Raw genomic sequence first — 25,664 nt, 5'->3', positions numbered from 1 at the left:
GCTTTTATTTTTTTTAGACTATTTCTTGCACGATATTTGATATAATTGATGAAAATTTAAATTGCTTATGCGTTTTTTTCTCCTTTTTCTCCTCATTTCTACTTCCGTTTTTGGACAAGATATTGTTCCAGGATCCATTATTCCTTCTATTGCTTTAGATGATGATCAGACAGATACCTACGCATTATATCTTCCCAGAAATTACGATGAAAATGGAAGCTATCCTGTTGTTTTTATTTTTGATGAAACAAATCAAGGTGCTCTCGCAGTACAGCAGTTTACGATAGGATCAGAACTTACAAGTAGTATTATTGTGGGCGCAAATTTTGCTATTAAAGATTCGCTGAAAACAGGACTTAAAAAAACAGAAAAGTTACTCAATACCGTCTATCAACGGTATGCTATTGATGCTACAAAAATTATTCTTGCAGGAAGGGGAGATGGTGCTTTGGTCGCTAGTGCGGGTGCGTATACTACTCAAAAAATAAAAGGGGTGATTGCTGTAAATGATATCTTTTTGGATAATACTATTTTTAAAAAGAATTCTGGTATGAAGCTGACATTAATATCTGGGGATGAAAACCCTAATTACTATAAATTACGAGGGTATCAAAACATATTACGCAGTAGTACTAGTTTTGCGGGGTATTATGAGTACAATGGAGGAGCTGATTGGCCTGAGGCAGGTTTTTTGTCGGCAGCAATGGTTGATATATTACTTACAAAAACAACACCTCAAGAGGAAGTCCAAAAATATTATGACAGTGATCTCGCTTTCGGAGAATTGTTATATAAACAACGCAAGCACTTATCAGCATTTAGCTTTGTACAAGACTTAAGAAAGCAATATAAAGGGCGTGTGGACACAGATTCACAAAAGGAATTATTACGAACCATACGAGGGAATGCTACCTTCAAAGTAAAACGTTCAAGACAAACATCTGTAAAATATGCAGAAGTACTTCTTGCAGAAGATTTTCAATACTATCTTAATGAAGATTCTAAAAACTCTTATTTTGATAATTTAGGGTGGTGGAGTTTTCAAATGAATGACCTAGATGCAAAGATAGATAGTACCGCTTCTCATGACCAAGAGCGTAAAGCGTCTATTCGTTTAAAAGGCTTTGTCAAAACATTGGTGGAAGATAAATATGACGAGATTCGTCAAAAAAACGCTAAAATCGAGCAATTGCTCTTTATGAATGTACTCCGCACGCTTGTAGATCCTACCAATCAGCAAGCTTTTATAAATGCGGTTTCTTTGAGTGCTAAAGAAGGTGATGAGAATGCTGCATTGTTTTATCTAGAAGAACTTCTTAAAAGCGGCTTTAAAGACTACGAACTTCTCTACAATATAGAGGGTACAACGGCCTTGAGAATAGGAGAGGAGTGGAATGGAATTATTAAAGCATATCTTGGAAAATCAAAGTTTTATGATGATTAAGTAGTATGGTAAACAGGTAGTATTACGTATATATACGTTTGTAAATACTACTAATTTTATCAAAACTAATCATTATGAATCGTATTATTTGGAGTTGCGTTATAGCACTTACCGTCTTTTGTAGTTGTAAAAATCAATCAGAAAAACCGGAACAAGAAAAAAAGAAAGAAACACCTGAAGTTGTTTCTAAAGAAGCAGTAAAACCTATTTTTAGTTTCTCTTTTGTAGGCTGTAATCGTATAGATAGACATAACCAGTCACCTTCAAATCCTTCAACGGCTAATATGTACGCATTAGACCGTATGTATGAGCATATGAATAACTTAGCTCAGAAACCAGAGATCTTCTTTTTTCTAGGAGATTTGGTGCTTGCCGAAAGTGATACTATCCATCTTAATTCCCAGCTCAATGCTTGGAAAAAAGTATATGAGAATAATCCTATTAGTCAATCCAGTATTGAGCTCGTCGCCGTGCCAGGAAATCATGAGATGTTAACCTATACTCCCAGCGGAGAGATACCACTAGCACGAAGCACAGATGTTTGGTTACGCTATATGAAAGACTATATGCCAACTTCCAGAAAAACAGCTCCTGATACCTTAGGGTTAGATAATCGATTGTCTTTTACATTTACCAAGCACAATGTAGGTTTTGTGGTCATGAACACAGACACCTATAACGCTAATGGCTTAGAAGGACAAGTTCCAGTTAATTGGGTAAATCAGCAAGTAGAGGCTTTCAAAAAAGATACAGCTATTGATCATATTTTTGTGGTAGGACATCGTCCGTATTATGTGGGTGGAAATCCAGATACTGGGCATGGAGGGTTGCCACAAGGCGGACAATTATGGCCTACATTTGAAGAAAATAGGGTAGTAGCCATGCTCTCTGCACATCAACATGATTATGAACGTTGGCAACCTATCAATGACGCTTTAGGTGGCGGGACCTATCAAATAGTCGCAGGTCATGGTGGAAGTGTTAATAACCGTCATGTACCGCATTCACCGCCATTTTTTGGATATAGCTTGATTACGGTGATGAGTGATGGAACTATTGAACTAGATACCCAAGGCTATTGCACAGGGGACACCTATCTAGCTCCTGTTCCTAAAAATCCTATGACCTCAAGAGATAAAACAACATTGACATGGGCAAAGAATCCAAAAGGATTTCCAGATCCTTACGAAGGGTGTCAGTAATTACAAATACTAAGAGATATGAGGCATATAAGTACGCTTTCGCGAAAGCGTATAAAGGATGGTCTAAAAAAAGAATAAAATCCTTGAGAATTGCATATTTGAGAACAAGTCGATACCTATCCAAATAAAAATAAGAGGCTGTCTTAGCTTTTTAGATAGTCTCTTATTCTATAATCACATGAGGTACTTCCTCTAGTTTCCAATCAATGACCAATCCTCCTGCAAGAGAACGTGCAATTTCTGCTCCATATAAATGTTCTGAAAGATAGAGTGCGGCTTCAAAACTCTTAGCGCCGCCTGCTGAGGTAATGTATTTCCCATCGTGCACAAATAGGACTTCTTTACGAATATCTAGCTGGGGAAAAGTCTCACGCATCTTATCTATATCACTTGGAAAGGTCGTAGATACTTTACCATCCAAAAGCCCAGCTTTGGCGAGTACGAAAGCACCATCACAATGGGAGGTCATAAAGAGCGCATTTTCATCTACTTTTTTGACAAAATTCAGCATTACTTGATCCTCTAGATCGGTGTCTAGGTGATGTTCGGCACTTGGAATGACCAGAATATCAATATTCGGAAGGTTTGGTGCGGTATAATCAAAGTCGGGTAGGAGGTACATCCCTTCAAATGTGCGGATAGGATCTAGCGTATTTGCCACTGTAAAGACATTCATCTGCTTAATGTTTTCCCGATACTGTGTATGCTGGAAAATGTCAAAAGGCGCGGTGAGTTCTGTGTTATAGGTGCCGTCCATGATCAAAAAAGCAACATTGTAGCGTCCTTCTATTAATGTTGGTTTCGTTTTCGTACTTCGACCTTGCTTAGTATCAACTCCAGCGGACTTTTTTTCTTGATTATCTGATACAGTTTGTTGCGTATCATTTATCTCTTTGTCTTGAGAAGTATCTCCACAAGAGATAGTAGCTAATGTGATTAAGAGTGTTAATACGTATTTCATTAATCTTATTTAGATGTTAAAGATAGGTTTTCTATTATATATGGGTTGATGTTTACTACGCAAGCATTCGTCTGGATAGGTACATAAAAAAACAAGCAATAGCAGCCAGCCCAAATAAAAATAGCCAAACCATTTTAAAACCATAGTAGGCTGTTATCTGCATTCCAGCATTATGTGCGACAATATTGGCGATGGCAAATGCCATGGTATATAAGCCCATAAAAGCGCCCTGTTTTCCTATTTTCGAACGATCCAAGGCAAATTTATTACTAAACGGAAAGCCTATCATTTCGCCAAAAGTCAAAAGTACGATGGAGATCAATACCACGCCTACCCATGCTTCCCATAAAAGAGCCAGATAGCTTACGCCAGTAAATACGATACCTATTATGGTAAGTTGAATATTATCAAAACTCTTTTTTTGTAACCAAGCGACTAAAGGCATTTCTAGAATCACAATCAAAAAGGCATTAACCCCCATTAATAGTCCGACATTAACTTCGCTTATTTGGTAGACAGATCGGTAATAGAGAGGTACTACTGTAAAAATGGGGAGAAACACCATCGCAAATAAAGAGAGCCCAATGAGAAAATATAGATACGGAATATCTTTTTGGGGTGCGACAGGCATGGCTACGATTACTTCTGTATCTACTTCTTTTGCTTTTTTAGGATTGAGTACATACATCATTAAAAAAGCAGCTAGTAAGCAAGTACATCCATCGGCATAAAAGAGTGCCTTATATCCTAACGTACCAATTAAAATACCACCTATCATAGGACCTGCACCCATTCCAAGGTTAATGGCAAGTCTTAATAGGGTAAGGGAGCGTGTTTTGTTTTCTGGTTTTGAATAGGCGCTTAGTGCCACAAAAAACGCTGGACGTCCCATATCGGCCATAGTAATCAGGAAAAAGAAAGAAAGACAAAGACCCATAAAGCTAGTGATATGCATCACCCACAAGAAGTTAATTCCTGTAAAAAAGAGACTTATAAGGATTACTTTATAGTATCCCAAACAGTCCGTTAGTTTCCCTCCAAGGTAAGACCCCGTGACAGATCCTAACCCATAGGCCGTCATGATCCACCCTATGTTTTTTTCTGAGATGCCTATACTCTCATTAAGATAGATAGATAAAAAGGGCACCACCATTGCTCCAAAACGATTAACGAATGTAATCAATGACAGCCACCAAACTTCTTTAGAGAGGCCTTCAAAGGTTTTTATGTAATTGCGCAGTAATTTTTTCATCATACAGGTGTTTTTGATAGGTATTTATATCCTGCGCCAGCTTTATAAAATCAAAAAGTCCGACGCTAGGGTCGGACTTTTTGTATGGATTATTTGATCTATTTATAGAAAGACAATACATAGCATCCGACGTTGGGAATTCCACGTTTGGGTTGTGCAATATGTATTGACTCGTTTCATTTTTTAAATTTGATTCCTCAAAACTAGGAAAAAAATATGTTACTTGTATCTTCTTAAAACAAGAAAAATGAAATTTTATATTTTTTTAGTGGTTTTTGCTTTCGCGAAAGTAGCTATTTCTCAGACAACTATTTCTTCATTAAAACAAGACGAACATTGGGTGTTGGAGGCTCAAAGACATCAGGATTCGCTGTCTGACGTATACCAAAATCCAGCGACCTCTATTTTGAGTAAAAAGCAACTAAAAGACTTTCATGGATTAGAATTCTATCCCATCGACTTAAAATTTCGCGTAAGCGCCACCTTTACCAAAACACCCGATGCTACGCCGTTTGATATGGCCTTATCTTCAGGGCGTACAAGGGAATATGTGATGTACGGGATTGCCAACTTTGAGATAGAAGGAAAGACGTTTACGTTGCCTATATATCAAAATACGTATTATCGAGATCATCCAGAGCATGAATATGGACAGAGTCTCTTTTTACCTTTTACAGACTATACGAGTGGCGACGGTTCTTATGGAGGTGGGCGTTATATCGATATAGAGCAATCTGATATTGTGGATGGTACGCTTAGTATAGATTTTAATAAAAACTATAATCCGTATTGTGCGTATACCACAGGATATAATTGTCCTATCCCCCCGGCATACAATGATCTAACAATTCGGATAGAAGCAGGCGTGAAGGATTTTGAAATGCATTGATTAAACTAAAGAGACTGTCTAAAAAGTAGTATAAACTTTTCAAAATAAGCCTTCTAATAAGCTTAAGACAGGTTTTTTTGAAGTTTTTAATGTATTGATAACCAATACTCCTTCGACAGGCTCAGGATGACATTTTAGCCTGTATGCTACTTTTTATACAGCCTCTTCTATTTTGTAGTTCTGTATTAAAACTTTAATTTTTCGTTTTTATCCCAAAGTCCCCAATAAGCACCTACATCTCCTTCTGGACCTACTTTCCATGATTCATCAAAAGATGAAAAATAGAACATATCTATGTCTGCTTTTGCAGACCACACTTGCGCGTTGATAAAGTATTTCATGGCATTTTCTCGAGAAGGATATGCTCCTTTTAAGTTGGTACCATGACTAGGCCATCCTGTTTCTGTAATGATCACTCTCTTACCTTGTGCTGCATGACTCGCTTGTCCATACATTTGTTGCATATGATTTAAAGAATGCTCCAGATCACATCCTTCCCAATAGGGATAACAGTTGGATAGGATAATATCACACGCTTCTGCAAGTTTAGGATGATGTGAGAATTCGTAATACGCGTCTACATACCCCACAGGAATATTTGGTAGGGCTTCTTTTACGGTATAGATATAGTCTAGTAATTGCTCCTCTGTGAGTTCGTTTCTATACAACACTTCATTTCCTACGGCGGCAATATCAACACAACCTTCTTTGGCTAGTGCGATTAAGGCGTCAATTTCTTCTTCGTTTTTTTCTAAATCATCACTTAACCAAGCACCAACCATGGTCTTGAGTCCATGTTTATGTGCAATACGAGGTACATACTCATTTCCTTCAATACACGAGAAAGAGCGCACCCATTTGGTGTACGGTTTTATGATATTTATTCTTCGTTCTACTTGTGCCTCTGTGATGATATCACCAGGTTTTTGCCCGTCTTCATACATACTAAAACACAAGCCGTGCATTCCTGCTTTTAAGGTTTTTCTCCAAAGCTTCTCTAATTCTTTGGTGGTGTATTTACTAAAATCAACGCCTTTATGTTCTGTGAATTCTGCGTTTTCAAGTAGATAATTATGATCTCCTCTATATGACATGTTTATTTATATTTTAATTTTTCTTGGGTATTCCATAGCCCCCAACGTGCTCCTACATCTCCTTCTTGATGTACTTTCCAAGACTCATCAAAGGAAGAGAAATAGAATACAGGTATTTCATTTTGTTGTGACCAATTTACGGTATTTATAAAATATTTCATTGCATTTTCAGGTGAAGGTGTAGCACCTCCTTTGTCATCTCCTTGGTTAGGCCATCCCGTTTCTGTGATAATAACAGGTTTCCCTTTAGAAATGCTTTTTGTAACTTCATACATTTGTCTTAGATAGCGAGATGATTCTTCAATACTACATCCTTCCCAGAAAGGGTAGCAGTTCACTAGAATTACATCACATGCATCTATAAGTGCTGGATGTTCGTGAAATTTATAATAGGCATCTACATAACTTACTGTAATTTCTGGTAATGCTTTCTTCACGGTTTGAATGTACTCGATAATCTCTTGCTCGCTTACATCTCCTCTCATTAAGGCTTCATTTCCAATCACTGCAATATCTACATATCCCTTTTTAGCGAGATCTATGAGTCTTGCGATTTCTTTATTGTTTTGAGTTTTGTCTCGACCTATCCATGCACCAGCCATGGTTTTTAATCCTTTTTCGTGAGCTACTTTAGGGATCAATTCATTTCCGTCAGAACAAGAGAAAGAGCGCACCCATTGTGTGTGAGGCGCGATGATATCCATACGTCGTTTGATTTGACTTACTGATAATTGATCTCCGAGATTTTGCCCTTCTGTATATGGACTAAAACAAATACCATGTAGGCCTTTGTCTAGTGATTTTGTAAATAAATTTGTAATCTCAGGAACAGACATAGTACTGAAGTCAACATCACTTTCAGCATGTGCATCGATCGTATTTGCCATTAAAGATGACAATTTGCCTATCTGATAATACGAGGTAGGGTTTTGTACTGGTTGTTTACGTTTTTCTAATTCTTCTCGGATTTCGTTTGCTCTTGCTTCATCGATATTATAATCTTTCATAATATACATAGCAGCTAATGTTCCTAATACAGGGAAGACACAAAAGAAAGCGTGTAATCCATCTACGGGTCCCATTTGATCTACTGTAGGTATTTCGGGAGTAAACCCAACTAACCAAATTATTAATCCACTAAAAGCTCCTGCTATAGCAAAACCTACCTTTACCATCCACCAATAAATGGCTCCAAAAATTCCTTCACGACGTTTTCTAGACGTTAACTCATCTAAGTCGATAACATCTGCAGTCATAGACATCATAATGGTAAATAAACTTCCGATACCGAATGAAAATAAAGGAAGTGCGATAATGTACATCCATGGTTTTCCAGGAACAAATAAAAAGTAGAGCATGATGTAACCTACAATAGAGATACTTTGGGAAATCATAAATGCTTTTTTCTTTCCTATTTTATTTGCAAGCGCTGCAACAACAGGGATTACAATAAATGTAGTTCCTAATGCACCAAGAGACCCAAATAAGGATACCCATATGCCAGATGCTCCGGCATCCCCATTAAATAATTTATATACAATCACAAAAAATGTTAGCGACGATACCGCCATGAAGGCGTTATATATAAAAAATGTAGCTCCACAAAGCTTTCTAAATTCTTTGATTTTAAAAGCTTCTTTAAAACTTTGAAATATTTTCACTAAGCTACTTCCAATCGTATTTCTATTAAGAGGTTCGTAATCTTTATCAAGTGTAGATTCTCCTTTTATAAATAGTGCAGGAACCATGGCACAGAATGCACAAGGAATTGCGACCCATACTGCTAGTTCTCTAACGGCGACTTCGGCAGATGGGAACCATTCTGGATCGTACATGATGACCCAAAACCAAGGAGCTATTACCCAAGCCCATTGTCCGATCCATTGTGCAATCGCCATAATGTTAGTACGTTCATGATAATCATCACTCATTTCATAGCCCATCGCAACATAAGGCACACTAAAAAATGTAAGACCTAAATAAAATACGATCGACCAAAGAAAGAAGTACCAAAAATTGTATTGGACAGAGTTGTCCTTAAAAAGTTGCCACATTAAGATAAAAGAAATCCCCATCATGAAACCTCCTATAAGAACATAGACTCTTCGTCTTCCCCATTTTGATTTTGTATTATCAGAAATGAAACCCATGATAGGGTCTGAGATGGCATCAAATAGTCTAGGAAATAAATAAACCATTCCCCACATTAGTCCAGTAAATTTTAAATCTTCAACCAATACTACCATGAATATTCCTAGTATGGCAGGAAACATTTGGTTGGCAAACATTCCAACGCCAAAGGCAATTTTTTGACCGAGTGGAACTTTTTTGGTAATTGTGGACATAATTTTTTAGTTTTTGGTTAGTTATTGGTTTCGGTGATAGATTAAAAACGTATTTATTTTATGTGCTTTTTTGCTGGTGAGGCAGTTTCGCGAAAGCATACAAACACCTTTTTTAATTTAAACTTACACGCTATATATTCATTGTACGCTATTCTCTGGTTTAAAAATAATATGTATTAACTACTAGGGATCATAATGGTTTGCAATGCTTGTCCTTCAATATGTAATGTGATTGTTTTTTCTTGAAGCGTAAGGGTAAAATCTCTCGCTACAGGTTCTTCATTAAATACCACTACCGCAATAGAGCCATCAGGATTTTTTGCAGCAGTTATTATGAATTTTTTGTCTTTTGGTTGGTCGAGGGCGATTACTTTTGCGCCAGGACGTATGTATTTGCTAAAATGTGCCATGGTATAAAACAGTGGCGTAAAATACACTTCGTCAGCATCTGGATCTACAATCACAGGAGCTGCACACCAGTTTTTAAACCAATTAGGGCCTCCTTGTTTGTCTAACACCATATTCCAATCTACCCAGCCGTCTACCCAGTTATTTAAACATCCAATAATATCTCTTGCGTAGCGATTCACGGGAGCATACTTTGGGTGGAGGTATTTTTCTTCTTCAGCAGCCCAGTCCCAGCCCCAGTCTGTAGCTTCTTTACTCCAATACCATAGATCGTCTTTCCATGCAGGGACTTCGGAGTCTACACAACCTTCTGTCTCTATTAATAACTTGTTGGGCGCTTTATTATGTGCGTATTGTAATTCTTCAGGGAATACTTCAAATGTACTTTCATACCAGTGTATCGCAGTACCATCAAAATATTTTGAGGTTTCTTCGGTGGCGTACATAGAGTCTACCCATTCTTTGAGGCCCGCTCTATTCTGATCATAACCTAGAATGATTTTATCTCCATGCCCATCTGCTTCTAATTTTGGGCCTAAATGGTTTTGCACAAAATTGGTCATTTCATCGGGCGTGTAGTGCATACTTTCCCAGTTATTACCGTTACCATGAGGTTCATTTTCTACGGTGAATCCCCAAATATCAATTCCTTCAGCTTTATATGCATCTACATATTTTGAAAAGAACAATGCCCATGTATCATAGTATTTCGGTAATAGTTTGCCACCAACCCACTCGTTATTATCTTTCATCCAAGGCGAGGCGGTCCATGGGGAGGCAAATAATTTGAATCCATCTTCAGAGGCTGCCATGGCATCTTTAATCATGGGGATCAAATCGTCTTTATCTTCTTTAACAGAAAAATGCTCCAACTCCATATCGTCTTCTACTGGGGAGTACGAGTACTGAGATAAAGAGAAATCACATGAATTCATGTGCGTTCTGGTAAGTGAATAATTAGCACCTTCTTTACTAAAATACGCTTGTATGATAGTATCTCTATTCTTTTTGCTTAATCGATTGAGTAAATACGCCGAAGATTCTGTAAAAGCTCCTCCAAACCCTGTAATGGTTTGTAATTCTTTTTCAGGGTATAGTGTAATTTGTTCTGTCGCTGCTGCTTGAGAAACTGTGTTTACGGGGGTTAAATTATTTCCACTCGCTGAAGTTTCAAAAACTTCAACTTTTAGCGTATTATCTGTTTCTGTAGTACAGGCCATTAGTGTTGTAATGAGTATGAGTAAACTGGATATTTTTACATGCTTCATAATTAATGGTTTTAATGATTCATTAAGACCCTTCCTTTAGATGGTGGTAATTTTACATCTTCAAGCAGTGCTTTTTTATCTCCGTTATAGGTCTTAATTATTTGATTTCCGTTGCGAGTAAGCCCTTTAAAGGTACCTTGGTCTACCAGATTCCAGAGGGCATATTTTGCTTTTCCATCTACAGTAAATAATCCAAAATGATTTTCTGATCCGCCTGGATTATGTGCATCTTTCCATGGTTCGTCAAACGCTTCAAAATAGAAACAAGACATTCCTTTTTCATTGGTCCAATCGCGCATGTGGTTATAGAACAACGCTTCTTTATACTCGTCGGTCGCTTTTGATCCATCGTCTCCATATAACTCATTAGAGGCACTTGCCCATCCTGTCTCACCTATGTGAATAGGTTTGTCATAGCCTAGACTTTTTACATATTTAGCCACGCTATCTACCTGTGAGATTGCATAGTTTTTTGCTCGGATCATAGCAGCATCTATTTGTTCTACTTTGCTGAGCTCATTTTCATTTCCAAACACGCCCCAAAATATAGGATGATAGTGGGTATCGTGCATAGGGTAGGTGTGTACAGAAAGATAGTCTACCGCTCCTATGAGGTCCTCAAGAGCCTTCACATGATATAAGTCTTCACCACCTCCCCAAGACGCAAAGTTATCAGAGCTTGTGATCCATAGATCTTTAGAAAGTTCGCCTGTTTTTTTAAGCCCTTGCAGGTGATTGACCCATTTTAAGATCACATCGGGCTGTACATAATACGCAGTTGCCCATTTCACCATTGCTTCATTACCAACTGCAATGACTTTGACAATATCTGGGTATTGCTTTGCTAATGCAACAGCTCGACCAATTTCTCCTTCGTTTTGAGGGCTTTCTACAAAATGGTCAGGTGTATGTCCTGTCCATGCATTGAGACAGTCTATCCAAGCGCCTAGCATTACATACATCTCAAAGCTTGGATCTTCTTGTTTGAGTTCATGTATTGCCTTCAAAATATTTGACGCATGCGCTAACTGTACATTATACGTTCTTAAAAAACGAATGTTCATGGCATGAAGTATTTTCATGTCATTTTTCAATTGCACTATAGAGGGTTGACTATCGCGTGAGGTCATGCGGTATCCACCGTAGGAGATAGCGAGATAATCTGGATTTCCTAGTATTTCTTGTGCTGTCACGTTTTTAGGTTTTTTTTGTGATATAGGGGTTTCGGGAGCTTTCATAGAATCTTTACAAGACACACCACCTATAGTCAAAATGAGTAGAACTAAGAGGTGCTTTATGGCTTTCATGGTGTCTTGTTTTTTATTTACTATTCATATTTTTTTGATAAGGTCTTTATGCGCTTTCGCGAAAGCGTATACGTACAAACACCTTTTATTTTAAATAATCAGAGGTGATCGCTACGTGTATTTGAACGATCTCTCCTGTGCGATTAAATACTTGATAACTTACAGCTTTATCTAAGCTTAATTGTTCAAATGTCTGTGTCGAACCATCTTTTGAATGTACTTGTATGTGTGCTTTTTCTGAAATTGTATAGATAACAGGTACTTGGCAATAGGTAAAACAAATAGAATCCTTAGGAATCGTAAGGCTTTTTCGTTCTAGCGTAACATCGGTATAATCAAAAGTTTTTGAGGTATCTAAAAATTCTGATGTACGAAGCATATCTGGGCTAAACTGAAGTTTTCCTTCATGCACAAATACACCTAATTCACCAAAACGGCTTAAGATATCTTCTTTTACCTGTCCAGTCATTCCAGGTTGTTGTGCTCCTTTACCTGCAGGAGTATGTGAATATGGATCTGTTGGAAACGCTCCATACAGTTTTGGAGACTTATGAACTCCAATCCCTTCATTTATTTCATAATAGTGCTCTAATAATCGACCAATGGTCTCTTTGTCATTAGCTTCTTTTATGGCTTTTAGGCAACATTCTTGTACGGCAAGGAGTAATTTGGAAACCATGTGCCAATAAATAGAGCCAAGACCTTCATACCCAAAGAAGGTACCTGATCTTCCGGTAAATGCTTTGTGGTTAAAGACGGTTTCATACGTGTCTAATATGAATTGACGCTCGTCAGAAACAAGAGATTTATAGGTAGTATCTGTTAAGGTATCTAATGCTTCATTGAGCATTTTTGCATTGTTGAAATTACCATTAAAATGATAATTGCCTTTAATATCCTTTTGGATAATTTGTGTATTCTTATCTTGAAGAAGCTGTTTCAGAAGTTGAGACTTTTGAACGGCTTCTTGAGGAATTTTATTTTTTTCTAGAAAGTTAGCTAAGTCTTTGTTAGGGTAGAGTATATAACTATACTGGTCTTCTCTAAATAAGGCACTGCTCTTTAAGCCATCTAATACTTGAAGGCTTTCTTTAGAACTCAAATATCCAGCACTTAATACCGCTACTTGACCTTCTAGCATTTCTTCTAGATGACTTATTGCTACTTCTTTCTCGTCATTTTTGACGGTCATTAAATTATATGCGTGATATAAGTTATCCTCTCGCTTATTCACATCTATCGTATGATCTATGTAGGCGAGGGTAGTGGTTATAAATTGAGCGATACTGTGTAGTGAAATCAGCTTCTTTTTTCCTGAAAAAGTATCTTGGTATACTTTTGTCCTGTACGCACTTGCAGGCATCCCTAGACCATCTAGAATCTTTTTGCGGTCTGTATCAGTAATGGTACCTTTTAAGACGTTTTTGTGGGTACTTAAAGTAAGTGTAATGCTTGTGTAAAATGCTTCTAACTCTTCTGATATATAGGTTTCTTTAATGTCACTTTTTGCTATGATATTACCAAAGAAATGTAAAAATCTTCGTAGGTAATATAAGGTCACCATAGAGACTCCATTTCCTACAAGTGCATTATTAGCATCATTCCATTCTGGGCGCTGGGTATTAAGCCAAATCCCTGCTTCTGGAATAAAGTTGGATACTTTTGCCAATACGGTAGCCAGCATTTTTTCAATAAAATTGACATTGTATATAGTGTCGCTTGCGGTGCGCAAGAGGGCACCATCCACCCCTATAGTCTCTCTACGCTCATTAATTTTTTCATCGAGATCAAAATCAAAATCAATGGTGTCTTTTGGATTTTTAAGGGTCTCTGCGTAGCTTTTTATCTTGTAAGGTACATTGGCATAAACAAAAAGATCTTTATCAAAATAGCTACCTAGTTTTCCTGGATTGTGATTTTCAATAATCTCTAAAAACTTTTGTAAGTAGATAATCTGATGATCTCCCCAGTAGCCAATATAGGCCCACGGGTTGTCTTCTTCAATAGTTTCCCAGTCAAAACCACCTTTGGTCACGCGATATGGGTTATAGCCATCAAAAGTAGTTGCATTTAAAAACTTGTGGATCATACTTTCGATAAACTCAGGATAGGCGAGTGCCAATGCTTCCCAGTTCTGAAAGATGTCTCTCCAGTTTCCTTCATAATCTAATACTTTGGAACCATCTATTTCACTTCGGGTATTGATGGAGAATTTATTCCAAGGTCTACTTGGGTCTCCATGTCTTCTACTAAATTTTAAAGGCATGTATTCTAAACAAAGCCTTTTAAAATGAGGGTCTTCATTTTGAGAAGCTACTTCCTTCAAGTCGGACAATAAAAATTGTGCTGGTAATGTATCTACAGTCGCTTTTACTTTTTTGTAGACAATTGTATTTGCTTTCGCTAAATAATTCTCAAAATCCCATTTTTCAATAAGGTAGTTTTGATCAAAAATACCCCCTCTCATAATATTGAAAAGCGTATTTGAAAAATGACGTGTATTTCTAAGTTTGTTGGCACTTAGTTGCATTGCATCAGAAGCGCCTGCAAGCTCTAATAAGTGTTTGGTGCCTGCATCAATATCTTCTTGAACCAACTCCTTAAGCTTAGGTGTTGTTTTTATAGTTTCAGAAATTTTGATCACCGAACTAATCGTTTGGTTGGTATCTGCAACGATGAGCCACTCTTTTTGACTTTCAGCTCCTAATTCGATATCTGAACATATAAAATAGGCGCCACGTTCTGCTTTTACATCTGTTTCTTGATGGATGGTTTTTCCAGATCTAAAATGATCTAATTGCAGTGACGACACTAGATATGTTGGTTTATCCATTCCTAAAGACCATGCGATGTTGCATTTTAATGCTTCACTAGGTTCGGCTTTATCAACAATGGTAGCACTTAATGCATAAATTCCAACCCCAGAATCAGGGATGAGTTCATTGCGCTTATAGGCATCTACAAGGTTACTACTTAACTTTTGCATATCTTCTCCAACACTATATGGGATGATATTTTGAATGCCATCAAGCACGCTTACTTTTACCGTGGCTTTAAGATTATTTATTAAAGTAGATTTTCTAACGAATCCATACGTGTCACTAGAATTCCACTGATATCTGTACGTAAGGTCAAGGTCTTTATTGTGTTCTTCAAAAACTACTTTGTTTCCGTAGTTATTTTTGTAAAGATTTCGGGTGATATCATAAACTCCTTCATATTTTCCTGAAAAAGGCTCCCACAGAAATATATTTCCATCCTTATGAACTTTTAGAAGTGTTTTACTTCCAGTGTTTTCATAGTTTTCTGTGATTTTATCATCTGTATAATAGGGAAATAAGGCATGGTTAGAATCTTTTCTACCTGCAGATAATCCTCCATTGCTAGAGATAAACATCCAGTGGTTTGAATCACTGATGAGACTCATAAAGAAGGGTCTCATTTGATCGCTGTTAGAGATCTTATAGTATGTTTCGTTATCAAATTGGATAAGTTCTCCTTTAATCTCAGAGTCGTTAAAAGAAGCTGGTTTGTTACCTATATATATGGATTGTTTCGTCATTTGTCATTTTTAATACGCATAACCTCTAAAGTAAGAGATTATGCGTATTGATTGGCATTATTTTATGTCACATTTCTATGAATACTTCTTTTTTAACGATACATATAGTACTGATTACAGTATCGTTACACTATGCTAAAGTAGCATCCATGCGTATGTTTTTTCACTTTTTGTTTTTGTATGGTTTATTCTCCGATTTCGTATACTCGAACATAATCGATGATCATACGCTGTGGTAGTGGTGTAGAATCTACAGGGAAACCAACAAAGCTTCCACCTACGGCGACGTTTAATAGTAAAAAGAAAGGTTGGTCATCAAAAACCCAATCACCACCTTCAGGAAGGTCTTCTCTACTTATTCTGTTGAAACGAACTCCATCGATAAAATAATCGATAAAGTCAGGGCTCCATTCAATAGCAAATTCATGAAAACCTGCATCAAAACGATCGTCTTCAAGTTCAAATTCACCTGATATGGCTCCTCCTCCAGAGTAGCCAGGTCCATGAATACTACCAATACTTAGTGAAGGTTCTTGTCCTCTCATCTCAAGGATATCTATTTCTCCACAGAATGGCCACTGCACCGTCGCAGGGTCATCATCTGCTTCCGTTTCAATATTATTACCTAACATCCAAAATGCTGGCCAAACACCACGTCCTCCTGGTAATTGAATACGTGCTTCAAAACGACCGTATTGTTGTTCAAAGTTCCCTTTTGTATTAATTCTTGCTGAGGTAAATGGAGATCCTTGAAAAACCTCTCTACGGGCCGTGATTACTAGGTTTCCTTCTCCATCTAGTGAAATATTTTCTGGACGGTCTGTGTAGTATTGTAGTTCGGCATTTCCCCAGCCGTTAGATCCTGTGCCTATGTCAAAGTTCCATACATCTGTGTTAACAGATGCTCCTGCGGGACCATCAAAATTATCTTCAAATACGAGGTTAAGGTTTGTCAAGCCAATATTTGTGCCTTCATCGTCATTACAGCTCCAAGCAGTAATAAGTATAAAGCCACATAGGACACTTTTTAAGATTACATTTTTCATTTCTTTTTTCTTTTTTTAGTTCTATTGTATAATTATCAATGATATGGTTATCTGGTTATCTGGATTTCTTAGTATTTATTTCTGAGTCCGCTTTCGCGAAAGCGTACAAAGGGATACTCAAATAACATTCATTTATTGTTCTAATTTAATGTTAATGATACATTATCAATAACGATGACACCAACATCTGCACCCATATCAAATAATACGCGCCCATCTGCAGAGCTGAAATTTGCAGTTAGCTCTACTTCGAAGGTTTGTGTCGCGTCTGTCAAAGTTACTTCTTGACTTTGATTTGTGAACGGATCTACAAAGAGACCAATACCGACGATCATGGTTCGAGAGCCTGTTGCCATATCTGTAGAGGCATCAAAGGTTAAGGTAAAGGTTTGTCCTTCTGCGATAGACAATCCTCTTTGGCTTAAATTCACATCAAATGGATTTCCAGCGGTGGCAACGTCTACAAAATTAAAGCTGTTTCCTCCATCTGTTTGTACATTAAACCCATTTCCTTCCCATACGGTCATTCCTTCTTCAAAGTCTCCATTAGATAGAAGTTCACCTCCAGAATTTCCACCACCTGATTCGACTAGTATCACATTATCTATCACGAGTACGCCCGTATCTGCTCCCATATCAAATAATACGCGACCATCTGCCGAGCTAAAATTAGCTGTGAGTTCTAATGTAAATGTTTGTGCTGTATCTGTTATGGTAACTTCTGAAACTGCATTTGTAAAAGGGTCGACAAAGAGACCTATTCCAGCAATCATTGTACGACTTCCTGTTGCTGCATCTGTAGAGGCATCAAAGGTAAGTGTGTAGGTCTGTCCTTCTGTAATATTTAATCCTCTTTGGCTTAAGTTTACATCAAAAGCATTCCCAGCAGTGGCAACATCTACAAAGTTAAAGCTGTTTCCTCCATCGGTTTGTACATTAAATCCATTTCCTTCCCATACGGTCATTCCTTGTTCAAAGTCACCGTTTTGTAACAGATTGTCTCCGCCTCCACCGCCTCCGCCAGAACCGTCTGTTAATTGAATGTCATCAATATAATACACTGATCCATCACCTGCGGTAGGGTTTGCTTCATCTATATCAAAAATAATGACCATTCTATCGTAGCTGGCACCAGTGTCAATTAACCCAGTAAAGTCAAAGGTTAATTCTTCCCATAGGTTACTAACAGTAGTAGGTACGTCAACTCTAATTTGAGAAGCAGGATTGCTACTGTTTTCAAAGGCAACTCTTACGATGGCTCCTGCATTTGGAGAAAGTACAAGGGCACTTACAACTTGATCGGTAGAAAAATCTACAGGTACATCTAGGTCAATAAATTGTCCAGCAAAAAATACAGATCCTTCACTTTTTAAAGATCTTAACACATTAGAGCTATTATTTAAACCTCCAACAATAGGGTTTGCAGCTATGGTAGGCACAGCCCCCTCAAAGCCTGTAGGGTTGTAATTAAGAGACGTTGACTCAAAACCTATAGGCAGTGCTAGTTCGGTTGCATCTGAGTCATCTACATTTCCTGATGCATCTACATCCATAAACGTGATGGAACCGTCTGCTTCTTGACCACTTAAGGTTGCACTTATCACACTTGTTCCTGAGTCGCTTAGTACAGATACAACACCAAATTCATTTACAGTTGCTACATTTTCGTTTGAAGATGTGTAGTCAAAAAATGCAGGTGTCGTCGTAATTGTTTGCAAAGTCCCTGTCGGTAAGTTGTAGGTAGCTGATGTTCCATTGATTGTAATGGTACTTCCTGCTGATGCAGCTGTTACTTGATCTACTCCATCTAAAATGGCAGCACTCTCTTGTAGAACAGTATTTAAATTTTCAAACTTTACTTCATCTAGCCATAATTGATAGCTTTCTCCATTATCTGCAGCCTCTGCATACCATAACATTCCGCTTTCTTGCGTTAGTTTTGAACCATCAGGAATTGGAATAAAGTATTTTTGCCATTCAGTTCCCACTTGAAGGTTGTTAAGTGTCGTTCTAAAGACTTCTCCTTGAAAAGTTAAACCAAAACCAATTTGATTGATAGTTTCTCCTCGAGATGCTCTAGCGTAAAAAGTCAATACATTATAATCTGTTAGGTTTCTACCACCTGCGACAGAAAATATTCCTCCAGCATACCCACCTTGCGGATCGTTTCCATTAGGAATATCAAATCGCATGGAAGCAGTTCCTTCGAAAGTAATATCAGTATCTACATTAAATGCGGTTACTCTAGAATCTCCGAAAGCATCATATTGTAAGCCAGCACTAAAACCATCTATAAAGATGTTTGCTATATTAGGAAATGTTGCTTCTTGTAAGTCTCCTTCATCAGGTGCACAGCTATAATTAATCACTAGAAATAGCGTAGCAATCAAACAGCTAAATTTTATTTTTGTGAATATATTTTTCATGATTTTTTATTTTCCAATGTTAATGTGTAAGTATGTTCTGATTTCCCATTCATTTCCGTTTGGAAATCCTAGATCAATAGGGTTTTGGAATTGATATCTTGGAGAGAAATTATCAAGAGATCTCCAGGTGTAACGAATTCCTATACGGGTGTTTGGTAAAATAAACCAATCTTGTTTACCAACGGTAGTAGAAAGATCCATTTTAAATTGGAATGGGAACGTAAGGTTGAAATCTCTATGGAAATCAAAAGGTCCCCAGTCGTCTATTTTTACTTCGGTAATTAATTTAAGTTTATTATAGATCACACGTACATCAGTACCATATCTATAAATAACTCTGTCATCACTTCCGTTAGCTTGGCCATTTCCTCCATAAAAGTTTGCAATAAGTCCAAAATCTGGTGTGAACTTAGAAACTATTCTACCATTAAACTCCCACAAGTCTTGTGCAGAAGGAGCTGCATCAAAAGCTACAGGTTGACGACTGTTTCCAAAGAATCCAATGGCTGCATCTTGCGTTGTTGGAAGATGACGGTACACAAACCCTAAACTAGCAGCAAATGGTGCGTCTTCAGCTCTATCGTTATCCCACTCATAAAACCATGAACCTGGTGTAGGATCATAGGTTAATAGGATTTCACCCGCTGTAGTTCTTCTATTAGCTCTTACTACAAAAGGATCAGCTAAAATATTTCTGGCTCTTGCGGGTGCTGGTGATCCTAGAGGAATAGGATCTACTAATGGCTCTTGCCATAAGAAGTTTGGTGCAATTTGTAAGTTTCCAATAGTGTATGTAAACCCTGTTAAGAAGTTATACTGGTTACCGCTTCCACTGTCTTTTAATCTCCATCCAGTAAATGTTTTTGTGTAATCAGCACCACCAAAAGCAACTACGCCTTGCGCGGCACTTTGTGCATACCAATTAAATTTACCACCCGTATATTTAACTTTTATTTTTCCTCCCCAGTTATCCCCTGCATCTACAGTATTTACAAAAACATTGGTGTTTCCAGCGTCATCTGTTTTTACAATTTGGTATTCTCTTCCATTTAAAGGTTGTCCACCCCAAATACCTCCTACTTCAACATCAAATTTCCCAAATTTACGCTGTGCGTATCCTGTGAATCTTCGTGTTCTTGGTTGCGGGATTGCTCCAGATGTAACTCCTGCACCAGCTTGTTCTGAAATATCTTCATGAAATATACCTGCCACTTTATAGTTTCCAATTTGTTTTTCGTACTTAACTAAAACAGCTGGGTTTGCTCCCCACCATAGTTCTGGACCAAATGCTACTTTAAATCCTTTAAATGCTTTTTTTCCTTCGAATTCAAAACCAAAAGGAGCTACACCGTTATATATGTCGATGTTCGGCCCGTAGTTTGCTTCAGGATATAATCCAAAGAAATCACCTTCATATCCCCAATGATAATGTCCTGTTCTGTAAAACCCTTTTACATTGGTATATTTTGTATTCCAGTCAAATTCGGCTTGGTATATTTGAACTCTATTATTATCAGTGATAAGTACATTTCCATTGTCAGTTTCTACAGTTATTGGTCGCCCTCTATTTTCAAAGAAAATTTCATCAATAGGATTTCTAGCTACATTGCCTAAAATATTGGTTACAACGTTAGCTCTTAGGCCTGGGGTTGGGTTAGCTTCAACACCTATATAATAAGACTCCATATTATCAAACCCTAATTGATCGGGAAAAACATTTGCATTTGGATCTCGATCATCTGGTGTGGTAATACGATCACCCCCCGTGTTGAACGTAGTAAATTCGGCTCTTAATGAGCTTATTTTAACTTTATTTCCTCCTGCACCTCCAGAAGCTGCTTTGTCTCCTCGAGCTCTCAGTACAGCGTCCATTAGTTGGATCTTGTTAAAATGGTTTTCTACAGCTTCTGCTGAACTACTAAGTGAATATGGATCAAATTCATGTGCTTCCTTTAGCGCATAGTAAGCGGCTCTTGGATATAATGTGTAAAGACCTTTTTCATTTGTGGGTCCTTTTGCACAGATACCGAACCATTCTTCATTCATATTATTCTCACCTTCCACAAAATCATTCTCATAACCTCCGTTATCCCAAGAAGCGTTATTGTCGTGAACGTCTAGATTGGTTGTTTGTCCATATTTCCACCAACCATCACTAAATTGGAACGTAAATCCACCTATAGAGTTTCCTGCTTTTCCTAAACCAGCAGCATTCGCATAAATTTCTTTCCAATTCCCTACCATATAAAATGCTTGTGCTTTCTGATCTTCTTGGTTTTGAACAGCATTAAATGCGTCAGAACCAAACTCAGTAAACATAAATGGTTTTCCATATTCATTTTTTACTCTTTCAAAGGCATCACCAAATGAAACACCTCGATACATATTTGTACCATAAATATCAATGTCTTTACATTCTTCTGCTACAATATCAAGGAAAAGTAAATCTCCATTACAGATGGCTATTGGGTGCGAGTTAATAATTTGCTTCATTGCAACAGTCGCTTCATTAAAAAGCTTGTACATAGCTCTAGCGCGAGGTTTAGACTTACTATCTTCCTCAGGAATATCTTCGGTTTCTGCACCATCCCAAAAAAGACCGTAGTTATTTTCATTTCCTAATAAGAAAAGAAGTATACCAGGCGTATCTTTAAATTCTCTTGCCATTGCGGTTGTCTCCTTTATTAGAATATCTCTAACTCGCGGATCTGAATAGTCAGTGTTAGGTTCCCAAGCCCCATCTATTGTTAGACCGTAGCGTCCAAAAGCATGGTTGATCATCGTGTATATACCATATTTTTCGTAAATGTATTGTACCCATTTAGGAGGCACCCCTACATATTGTCTTATGGTATTGACTCCCATATTCTTTAGGAGTTCCATTTCTGGATCTAATGCAGCTTTGATAATATCATCGGACTGATTCCAGAATTGATATGAGGTGGTCGCTATTGTTTGACCAATAGGAATGTAATCCCAGTTCATACCATTAATCATAAACGCTTCTCCATCTACTATTAATCGAGAGCCATCATTTGTGTTATCAATAGTGACTTTGTTTGCTTGTGCAATTAATGATGTTGAGGCTAAAAATAGAAATAGTCTTAACAGATAATGTTTCATAAGATTATTGGTTTTAGTAAGTATGTTTTAACCCATTAGGGTCTAATGGTTTCTTGTTGTATGACATGTGAAATGTCTTTCAAGTAAATATATAATTATGAATTGTTAATGTTAGTAAAAAAAAACTAACAAAAACTATACATTCATATATTTTAAGGCATTTTGTTGAGGATATGGTGTTTTTTCCTCAAATATATTGATAATATAAATATATTTAAAGACTAACTTTTCGGTTGAAAAAAAATAATTCTACAGCTATTTTTGTTAATTTTTCGTTAATGTTGTATTTATGTTGTAGTGTTTTTATTTCTTGTAGAGGTGTTATTATCTAAATGATGATTGTAAAAGAAGTAATTAATGCCCTTTTAGATTCGTAATTTGTCATTTATTGTTTCATATATTTCCATTATCCTCATATAAAAGCAGCATTAGTTTATTTATAAGTACAAATCACTACAAAAATGATAAAGTCAATAGTACGCATGTTTTTTTTGCTTTTTTCTTTGACTTTTTTGCAAGCTCAAGGACTACCTCCCGTTGTAAACTATACGCCAAACATATATAATGCTGATAATCAGAATTGGATGCTTACCCAAGGTCCAGATAAGACTATTTATGTTGCTAATAATAAAGGTTTATTAGTTTTTAATGGTGCACAATGGGATCTGTATCCCTCTCCAAACGGAACTATAGTTAGAGGGGTCAAGGCTGTAGATAATAAGTTATATACAGGAGCTTATATGGATTTTGGTGTTTGGGAAAAAGATAAGACTGGGATTTTTCAATATACATCTATTGTAAAAAAACAGGAAGTAAGCATGATTGAAGATGAGCATATCTGGAATATAGAACAATATGGTCAATATCTGCTTTTTCAATCTTTAGATCGTATTTATATTTATGATACGCAGGATGGCAACATCGAAATGATTACCCCTGAGGGGCAAGTAGTTCGTCTTTTTTTGGTCAATGATGATTTGTTTTTTCAAGTTAAGGACAAAGGTCTTTATACTATAGAGAAAGGAGAACCTAATCTCTTTAGCTCAAATACAGTTCTTATTAAAGAACGTTTAATTAACCTTTTTGACATAGAGGGACAGTTAACTGGTATCACAGAGAATAATGGGTTTTTAAAAATAAATAAGGAGAGTGTTATTCCCTGGGAAATTTTGGATAACGAATCAATAAAGCAGTATACAATTTATAGTGCTATTCAACGTAAAAATAAGTCTATTGTTCTTGGAACCATTGAAAATGGAATCATACAGCTATCAAAGGATGGAGTAATCGAATACCAAATTGAAAAAGAAAGCGGTTTAAATAATAATACAGCACTTGCATTGTTAGAGGATAAGGATCAGAATTTATGGATTGGTTTGGACGCCGGAATTGATTGTGTAAATAGCCAAAGTCCTTTTTATCAATACATAGATGTTAGTGGTAAATTAGGAACAATATATGCCTCTGCCTATGTGAATGGTTATATCTATCTGGGTACAAATCAAGGGGTGTTCTATAAATTGGACGGATCTAAGTCTGATTTTACAAGAATGACAGGAATTGAAGGTCAGGTGTGGAGTTTACGTGTTATTGATGGAACTCTTTTTTGTGGGCATAATAATGGAACATTTATCATAGAGAACGAGAAACAACAATTAGTTGCTAATATTGAAGGTACTTGGGATATTAAGAAAATTCCAGGAAGAAAAGACCTACTCCTACAAGGAAATTATGGAGGGCTATATGTTTTAGAAAAGACATCAGATGGGTGGCGAGTTAGAAATAAGATAAAAAACTTTGTAAATTCTTCTAAACATTTTGAAATTACAAATGATTACCGAATTTTTGTCAATCATGAATATAAGGGAGTATTTGAAATAAAAACAGATGCACAATATCAAGAAGCCTCTGAAGTATTTAAACATACAGATGTTACTATCGGAAAACATTCTAGTTTGTCAAGGCTGGATGATGTTATTTTTTATGCAAATGAAGAAGGAGTTTTTGTTTATAATTTAGAAGACAAAAAATTTAAGATTGAAGAGAAGCTTAGTACCATTTTTGATGAAGACGCATTCGTTACTGGGAAGTTAATTGAAGACCAAGATAAATTATGGACATTTACTAGAGAGAATCTTATTAGTGTCTCTCGCGATAAATTAGACGGAGACTATACCATTAAAAAGATATCTATCCCACTTGGTCTTCGTAATACTGTTGAAGGTTATGAAAGTTTTGTCAAAATACGTGAAAATGAATATATATTAGGAACCTCTAATGGTTTTATCATTGTAGATATTTCTAAAAATGAAAATACAATTCAAGAATATAAAATTAATTTAAAGTCCGTTTCTGTTCATAAGTTAGGTAAGAAATATGGTTTAGTTCCTTTTGAAGAAAATGTTGAGTTTTCATCAAATGAGAATAACTTGAAGTTTTCTTTTGGAGTTCCAGAATATGATAAATTTCTTACAACAGAATATTCTTATTTGTTAGAGGGTTTATATGATTTTTGGAGCCCTTGGAGTTCTGACTCAAATGCTCATTTTGAAAATTTACCTCCAGGTTCTTATGTTTTTAAGGCAAAAGCACGTGTAGGGGGGAGTGAAACAACCAATGAAATAACCTATGATTTTGTAGTTGAACGTCCATGGTATTTGTCCAATGTTAGTATTATTTTGTATGTTATTCTAACAACACTATTATTTGTTGCATTAAACGGTTTTTATAAGAGGTATTATAAAAAGCAACAAGAGTTAGCACTCTACAAAACAAAAAAAGATATGGAGCTCAAGGCTTTAGAAAATGAAAAACAAATTATAGAGCTCAATAATGCTAATCTAAAGCAAGACATTGACGCACGTAATAGAGAGCTTGCGGTCTCCACTATGAATATGATTAATAAGACTAAAGTACTTAATACTATTAAAAGTGCTTTATTGAAAACTGAAAAAATAGAAGATATTAAATCAATCGTATCTCTTGTGGATAAAACCATAGAAAATGAAGAAGATTGGAACTTTTTTGAAGAAGCGTTTAATCATGCTGATAAAGATTTCTTTAGAAAGGTGAAAGAAATCCATTCTTCTTTAACGGCAAACGACCTCAAATTATGTGTTTATTTGCGATTGAATATGTCATCAAAAGAGATTGCCCCTCTTTTAAACATCTCATCACGTAGTGTTGAAATAAAGCGTTATAGACTACGTAAAAAACTTAATTTGTCTAGAGATGTCAATCTAAACGACTACTTCATTAATCTTTAATTAACACAACACACCAATTTTACAACACAACATTGCTACAACATTAGTGTAATTTGTTAAAAAATGTATGA

14 protein-coding genes are annotated in these 25,664 nt (G+C 36.6%); 4 read left to right on the top strand and 10 right to left on the bottom strand.

From position 1 onward, the window contains the following. Nucleotides 1–67 precede the first annotated feature (67 nt). Nucleotides 68–1,444 carry a hypothetical protein gene (locus ACFO3O_RS00280; protein WP_379976511.1) on the top strand — a complete coding sequence of 459 codons (1,377 nt, stop codon included), beginning with the start codon at nucleotides 68–70 and terminating at the stop codon, nucleotides 1,442–1,444. A 74-nt stretch (nucleotides 1,445–1,518) separates the two neighbouring features. Then, the gene (locus ACFO3O_RS00275) at nucleotides 1,519–2,646 is read left to right on the top strand and encodes a metallophosphoesterase family protein (protein ID WP_379976510.1); all 1,128 of its coding nucleotides are present in this window, start codon (nucleotides 1,519–1,521) and stop codon (nucleotides 2,644–2,646) included. A gap of 163 nt (nucleotides 2,647–2,809) precedes the next feature. On the opposite strand, the gene ACFO3O_RS00270 is transcribed toward ACFO3O_RS00275, so the two are convergent. Together ACFO3O_RS00270 and ACFO3O_RS00265 are read right to left on the bottom strand one after the other, a co-directional pair. Beyond that, nucleotides 2,810–3,607, bottom strand: coding sequence for a DJ-1/PfpI family protein (locus ACFO3O_RS00270; RefSeq protein ID WP_379976508.1), 798 nt, complete (start codon nucleotides 3,605–3,607; stop codon nucleotides 2,810–2,812). Between the two features lie 55 nt (nucleotides 3,608–3,662). Then, nucleotides 3,663–4,862, bottom strand: coding sequence for an MFS transporter (locus ACFO3O_RS00265; protein ID WP_379976507.1), 1,200 nt, complete (start codon nucleotides 4,860–4,862; stop codon nucleotides 3,663–3,665). A gap of 244 nt (nucleotides 4,863–5,106) precedes the next feature. On the opposite strand from ACFO3O_RS00265, the gene ACFO3O_RS00260 reads away from it, so the two are divergent. Beyond that, complete coding sequence (locus tag ACFO3O_RS00260; RefSeq protein ID WP_379976506.1) at nucleotides 5,107–5,748, top strand: DUF1684 domain-containing protein; 642 nt, start codon at nucleotides 5,107–5,109, stop codon at nucleotides 5,746–5,748. Nucleotides 5,749–5,933: 185 nt separating this feature from the next. Here ACFO3O_RS00260 and ACFO3O_RS00255 read toward each other — a convergent pair whose 3' ends face one another. The 8 genes from ACFO3O_RS00255 to ACFO3O_RS00220 form a co-directional block, all read right to left on the bottom strand. Next, nucleotides 5,934–6,842, bottom strand: coding sequence for a glycoside hydrolase family 17 protein (locus ACFO3O_RS00255; protein WP_379976505.1), 909 nt, complete (start codon nucleotides 6,840–6,842; stop codon nucleotides 5,934–5,936). 2 nt (nucleotides 6,843–6,844) lie between these two features. Then, entirely contained in the window at nucleotides 6,845–9,187 is a 2,343-nt protein-coding gene (locus ACFO3O_RS00250) for an MFS transporter (protein ID WP_379976504.1), read from the bottom strand. Between the two features lie 176 nt (nucleotides 9,188–9,363). Next, nucleotides 9,364–10,863, bottom strand: coding sequence for a glycoside hydrolase family 30 protein (locus ACFO3O_RS00245; protein ID WP_379976503.1), 1,500 nt, complete (start codon nucleotides 10,861–10,863; stop codon nucleotides 9,364–9,366). 11 nt (nucleotides 10,864–10,874) lie between these two features. Beyond that, complete coding sequence (locus ACFO3O_RS00240) at nucleotides 10,875–12,170, bottom strand: glycosyl hydrolase family 17 protein (protein ID WP_379976502.1); 1,296 nt, start codon at nucleotides 12,168–12,170, stop codon at nucleotides 10,875–10,877. Between the two features lie 85 nt (nucleotides 12,171–12,255). After that, nucleotides 12,256–15,732, bottom strand: coding sequence for a hypothetical protein (locus tag ACFO3O_RS00235; RefSeq protein WP_379976501.1), 3,477 nt, complete (start codon nucleotides 15,730–15,732; stop codon nucleotides 12,256–12,258). Between the two features lie 185 nt (nucleotides 15,733–15,917). Further along, entirely contained in the window at nucleotides 15,918–16,778 is an 861-nt protein-coding gene (locus tag ACFO3O_RS00230; RefSeq protein ID WP_379976500.1) for a glycoside hydrolase family 16 protein, read from the bottom strand. 140 nt (nucleotides 16,779–16,918) lie between these two features. Beyond that, nucleotides 16,919–19,204, bottom strand: coding sequence for a carbohydrate binding domain-containing protein (locus ACFO3O_RS00225; protein WP_379976499.1), 2,286 nt, complete (start codon nucleotides 19,202–19,204; stop codon nucleotides 16,919–16,921). A 6-nt stretch (nucleotides 19,205–19,210) separates the two neighbouring features. Further along, nucleotides 19,211–22,327 (bottom strand): glycoside hydrolase 5 family protein, encoded by a 3,117-nt coding sequence (locus ACFO3O_RS00220; RefSeq protein WP_379976498.1) that lies wholly within the window; start codon nucleotides 22,325–22,327, stop codon nucleotides 19,211–19,213. A 461-nt stretch (nucleotides 22,328–22,788) separates the two neighbouring features. Between ACFO3O_RS00220 and ACFO3O_RS00215 the strand changes: the two genes are divergently transcribed. After that, the gene (locus ACFO3O_RS00215; protein WP_379976497.1) at nucleotides 22,789–25,593 is read left to right on the top strand and encodes a helix-turn-helix and ligand-binding sensor domain-containing protein; all 2,805 of its coding nucleotides are present in this window, start codon (nucleotides 22,789–22,791) and stop codon (nucleotides 25,591–25,593) included. Nucleotides 25,594–25,664: the final 71 nt, after the last annotated feature.

Origin of the sequence: Dokdonia ponticola (genome assembly GCF_042653865.1) — a bacterium.
GTDB lineage: Bacteria > Bacteroidota > Bacteroidia > Flavobacteriales > Flavobacteriaceae > Dokdonia > Dokdonia ponticola.
Note: the sequence above shows the minus strand (reverse complement) of the source record. Positions and strands in the feature narration are given on the sequence as shown.

What these genes read in the sequence shown, in the direction of transcription:
- ACFO3O_RS00270 (WP_379976508.1), bottom strand. Translation starts at nt 3,607, where the DNA reads ATGAAATACGTATTAACACTCTTAATCACATTAGCTACTATCTCTTGT.
- ACFO3O_RS00265 (WP_379976507.1), bottom strand. Translation starts at nt 4,862, where the DNA reads ATGATGAAAAAATTACTGCGCAATTACATAAAAACCTTTGAAGGCCTC.
- ACFO3O_RS00280 (WP_379976511.1), top strand. Translation starts at nt 68, where the DNA reads ATGCGTTTTTTTCTCCTTTTTCTCCTCATTTCTACTTCCGTTTTTGGA.
- ACFO3O_RS00230 (WP_379976500.1), bottom strand. Translation starts at nt 16,778, where the DNA reads ATGAAAAATGTAATCTTAAAAAGTGTCCTATGTGGCTTTATACTTATT.
- ACFO3O_RS00215 (WP_379976497.1), top strand. Translation starts at nt 22,789, where the DNA reads ATGATAAAGTCAATAGTACGCATGTTTTTTTTGCTTTTTTCTTTGACT.
- ACFO3O_RS00240 (WP_379976502.1), bottom strand. Translation starts at nt 12,170, where the DNA reads ATGAAAGCCATAAAGCACCTCTTAGTTCTACTCATTTTGACTATAGGT.
- ACFO3O_RS00245 (WP_379976503.1), bottom strand. Translation starts at nt 10,863, where the DNA reads ATGAAGCATGTAAAAATATCCAGTTTACTCATACTCATTACAACACTA.
- ACFO3O_RS00250 (WP_379976504.1), bottom strand. Translation starts at nt 9,187, where the DNA reads ATGTCCACAATTACCAAAAAAGTTCCACTCGGTCAAAAAATTGCCTTT.
- ACFO3O_RS00260 (WP_379976506.1), top strand. Translation starts at nt 5,107, where the DNA reads ATGAAATTTTATATTTTTTTAGTGGTTTTTGCTTTCGCGAAAGTAGCT.
- ACFO3O_RS00235 (WP_379976501.1), bottom strand. Translation starts at nt 15,732, where the DNA reads ATGACGAAACAATCCATATATATAGGTAACAAACCAGCTTCTTTTAAC.
- ACFO3O_RS00255 (WP_379976505.1), bottom strand. Translation starts at nt 6,842, where the DNA reads ATGTCATATAGAGGAGATCATAATTATCTACTTGAAAACGCAGAATTC.
- ACFO3O_RS00225 (WP_379976499.1), bottom strand. Translation starts at nt 19,204, where the DNA reads ATGAAAAATATATTCACAAAAATAAAATTTAGCTGTTTGATTGCTACG.
- ACFO3O_RS00275 (WP_379976510.1), top strand. Translation starts at nt 1,519, where the DNA reads ATGAATCGTATTATTTGGAGTTGCGTTATAGCACTTACCGTCTTTTGT.
- ACFO3O_RS00220 (WP_379976498.1), bottom strand. Translation starts at nt 22,327, where the DNA reads ATGAAACATTATCTGTTAAGACTATTTCTATTTTTAGCCTCAACATCA.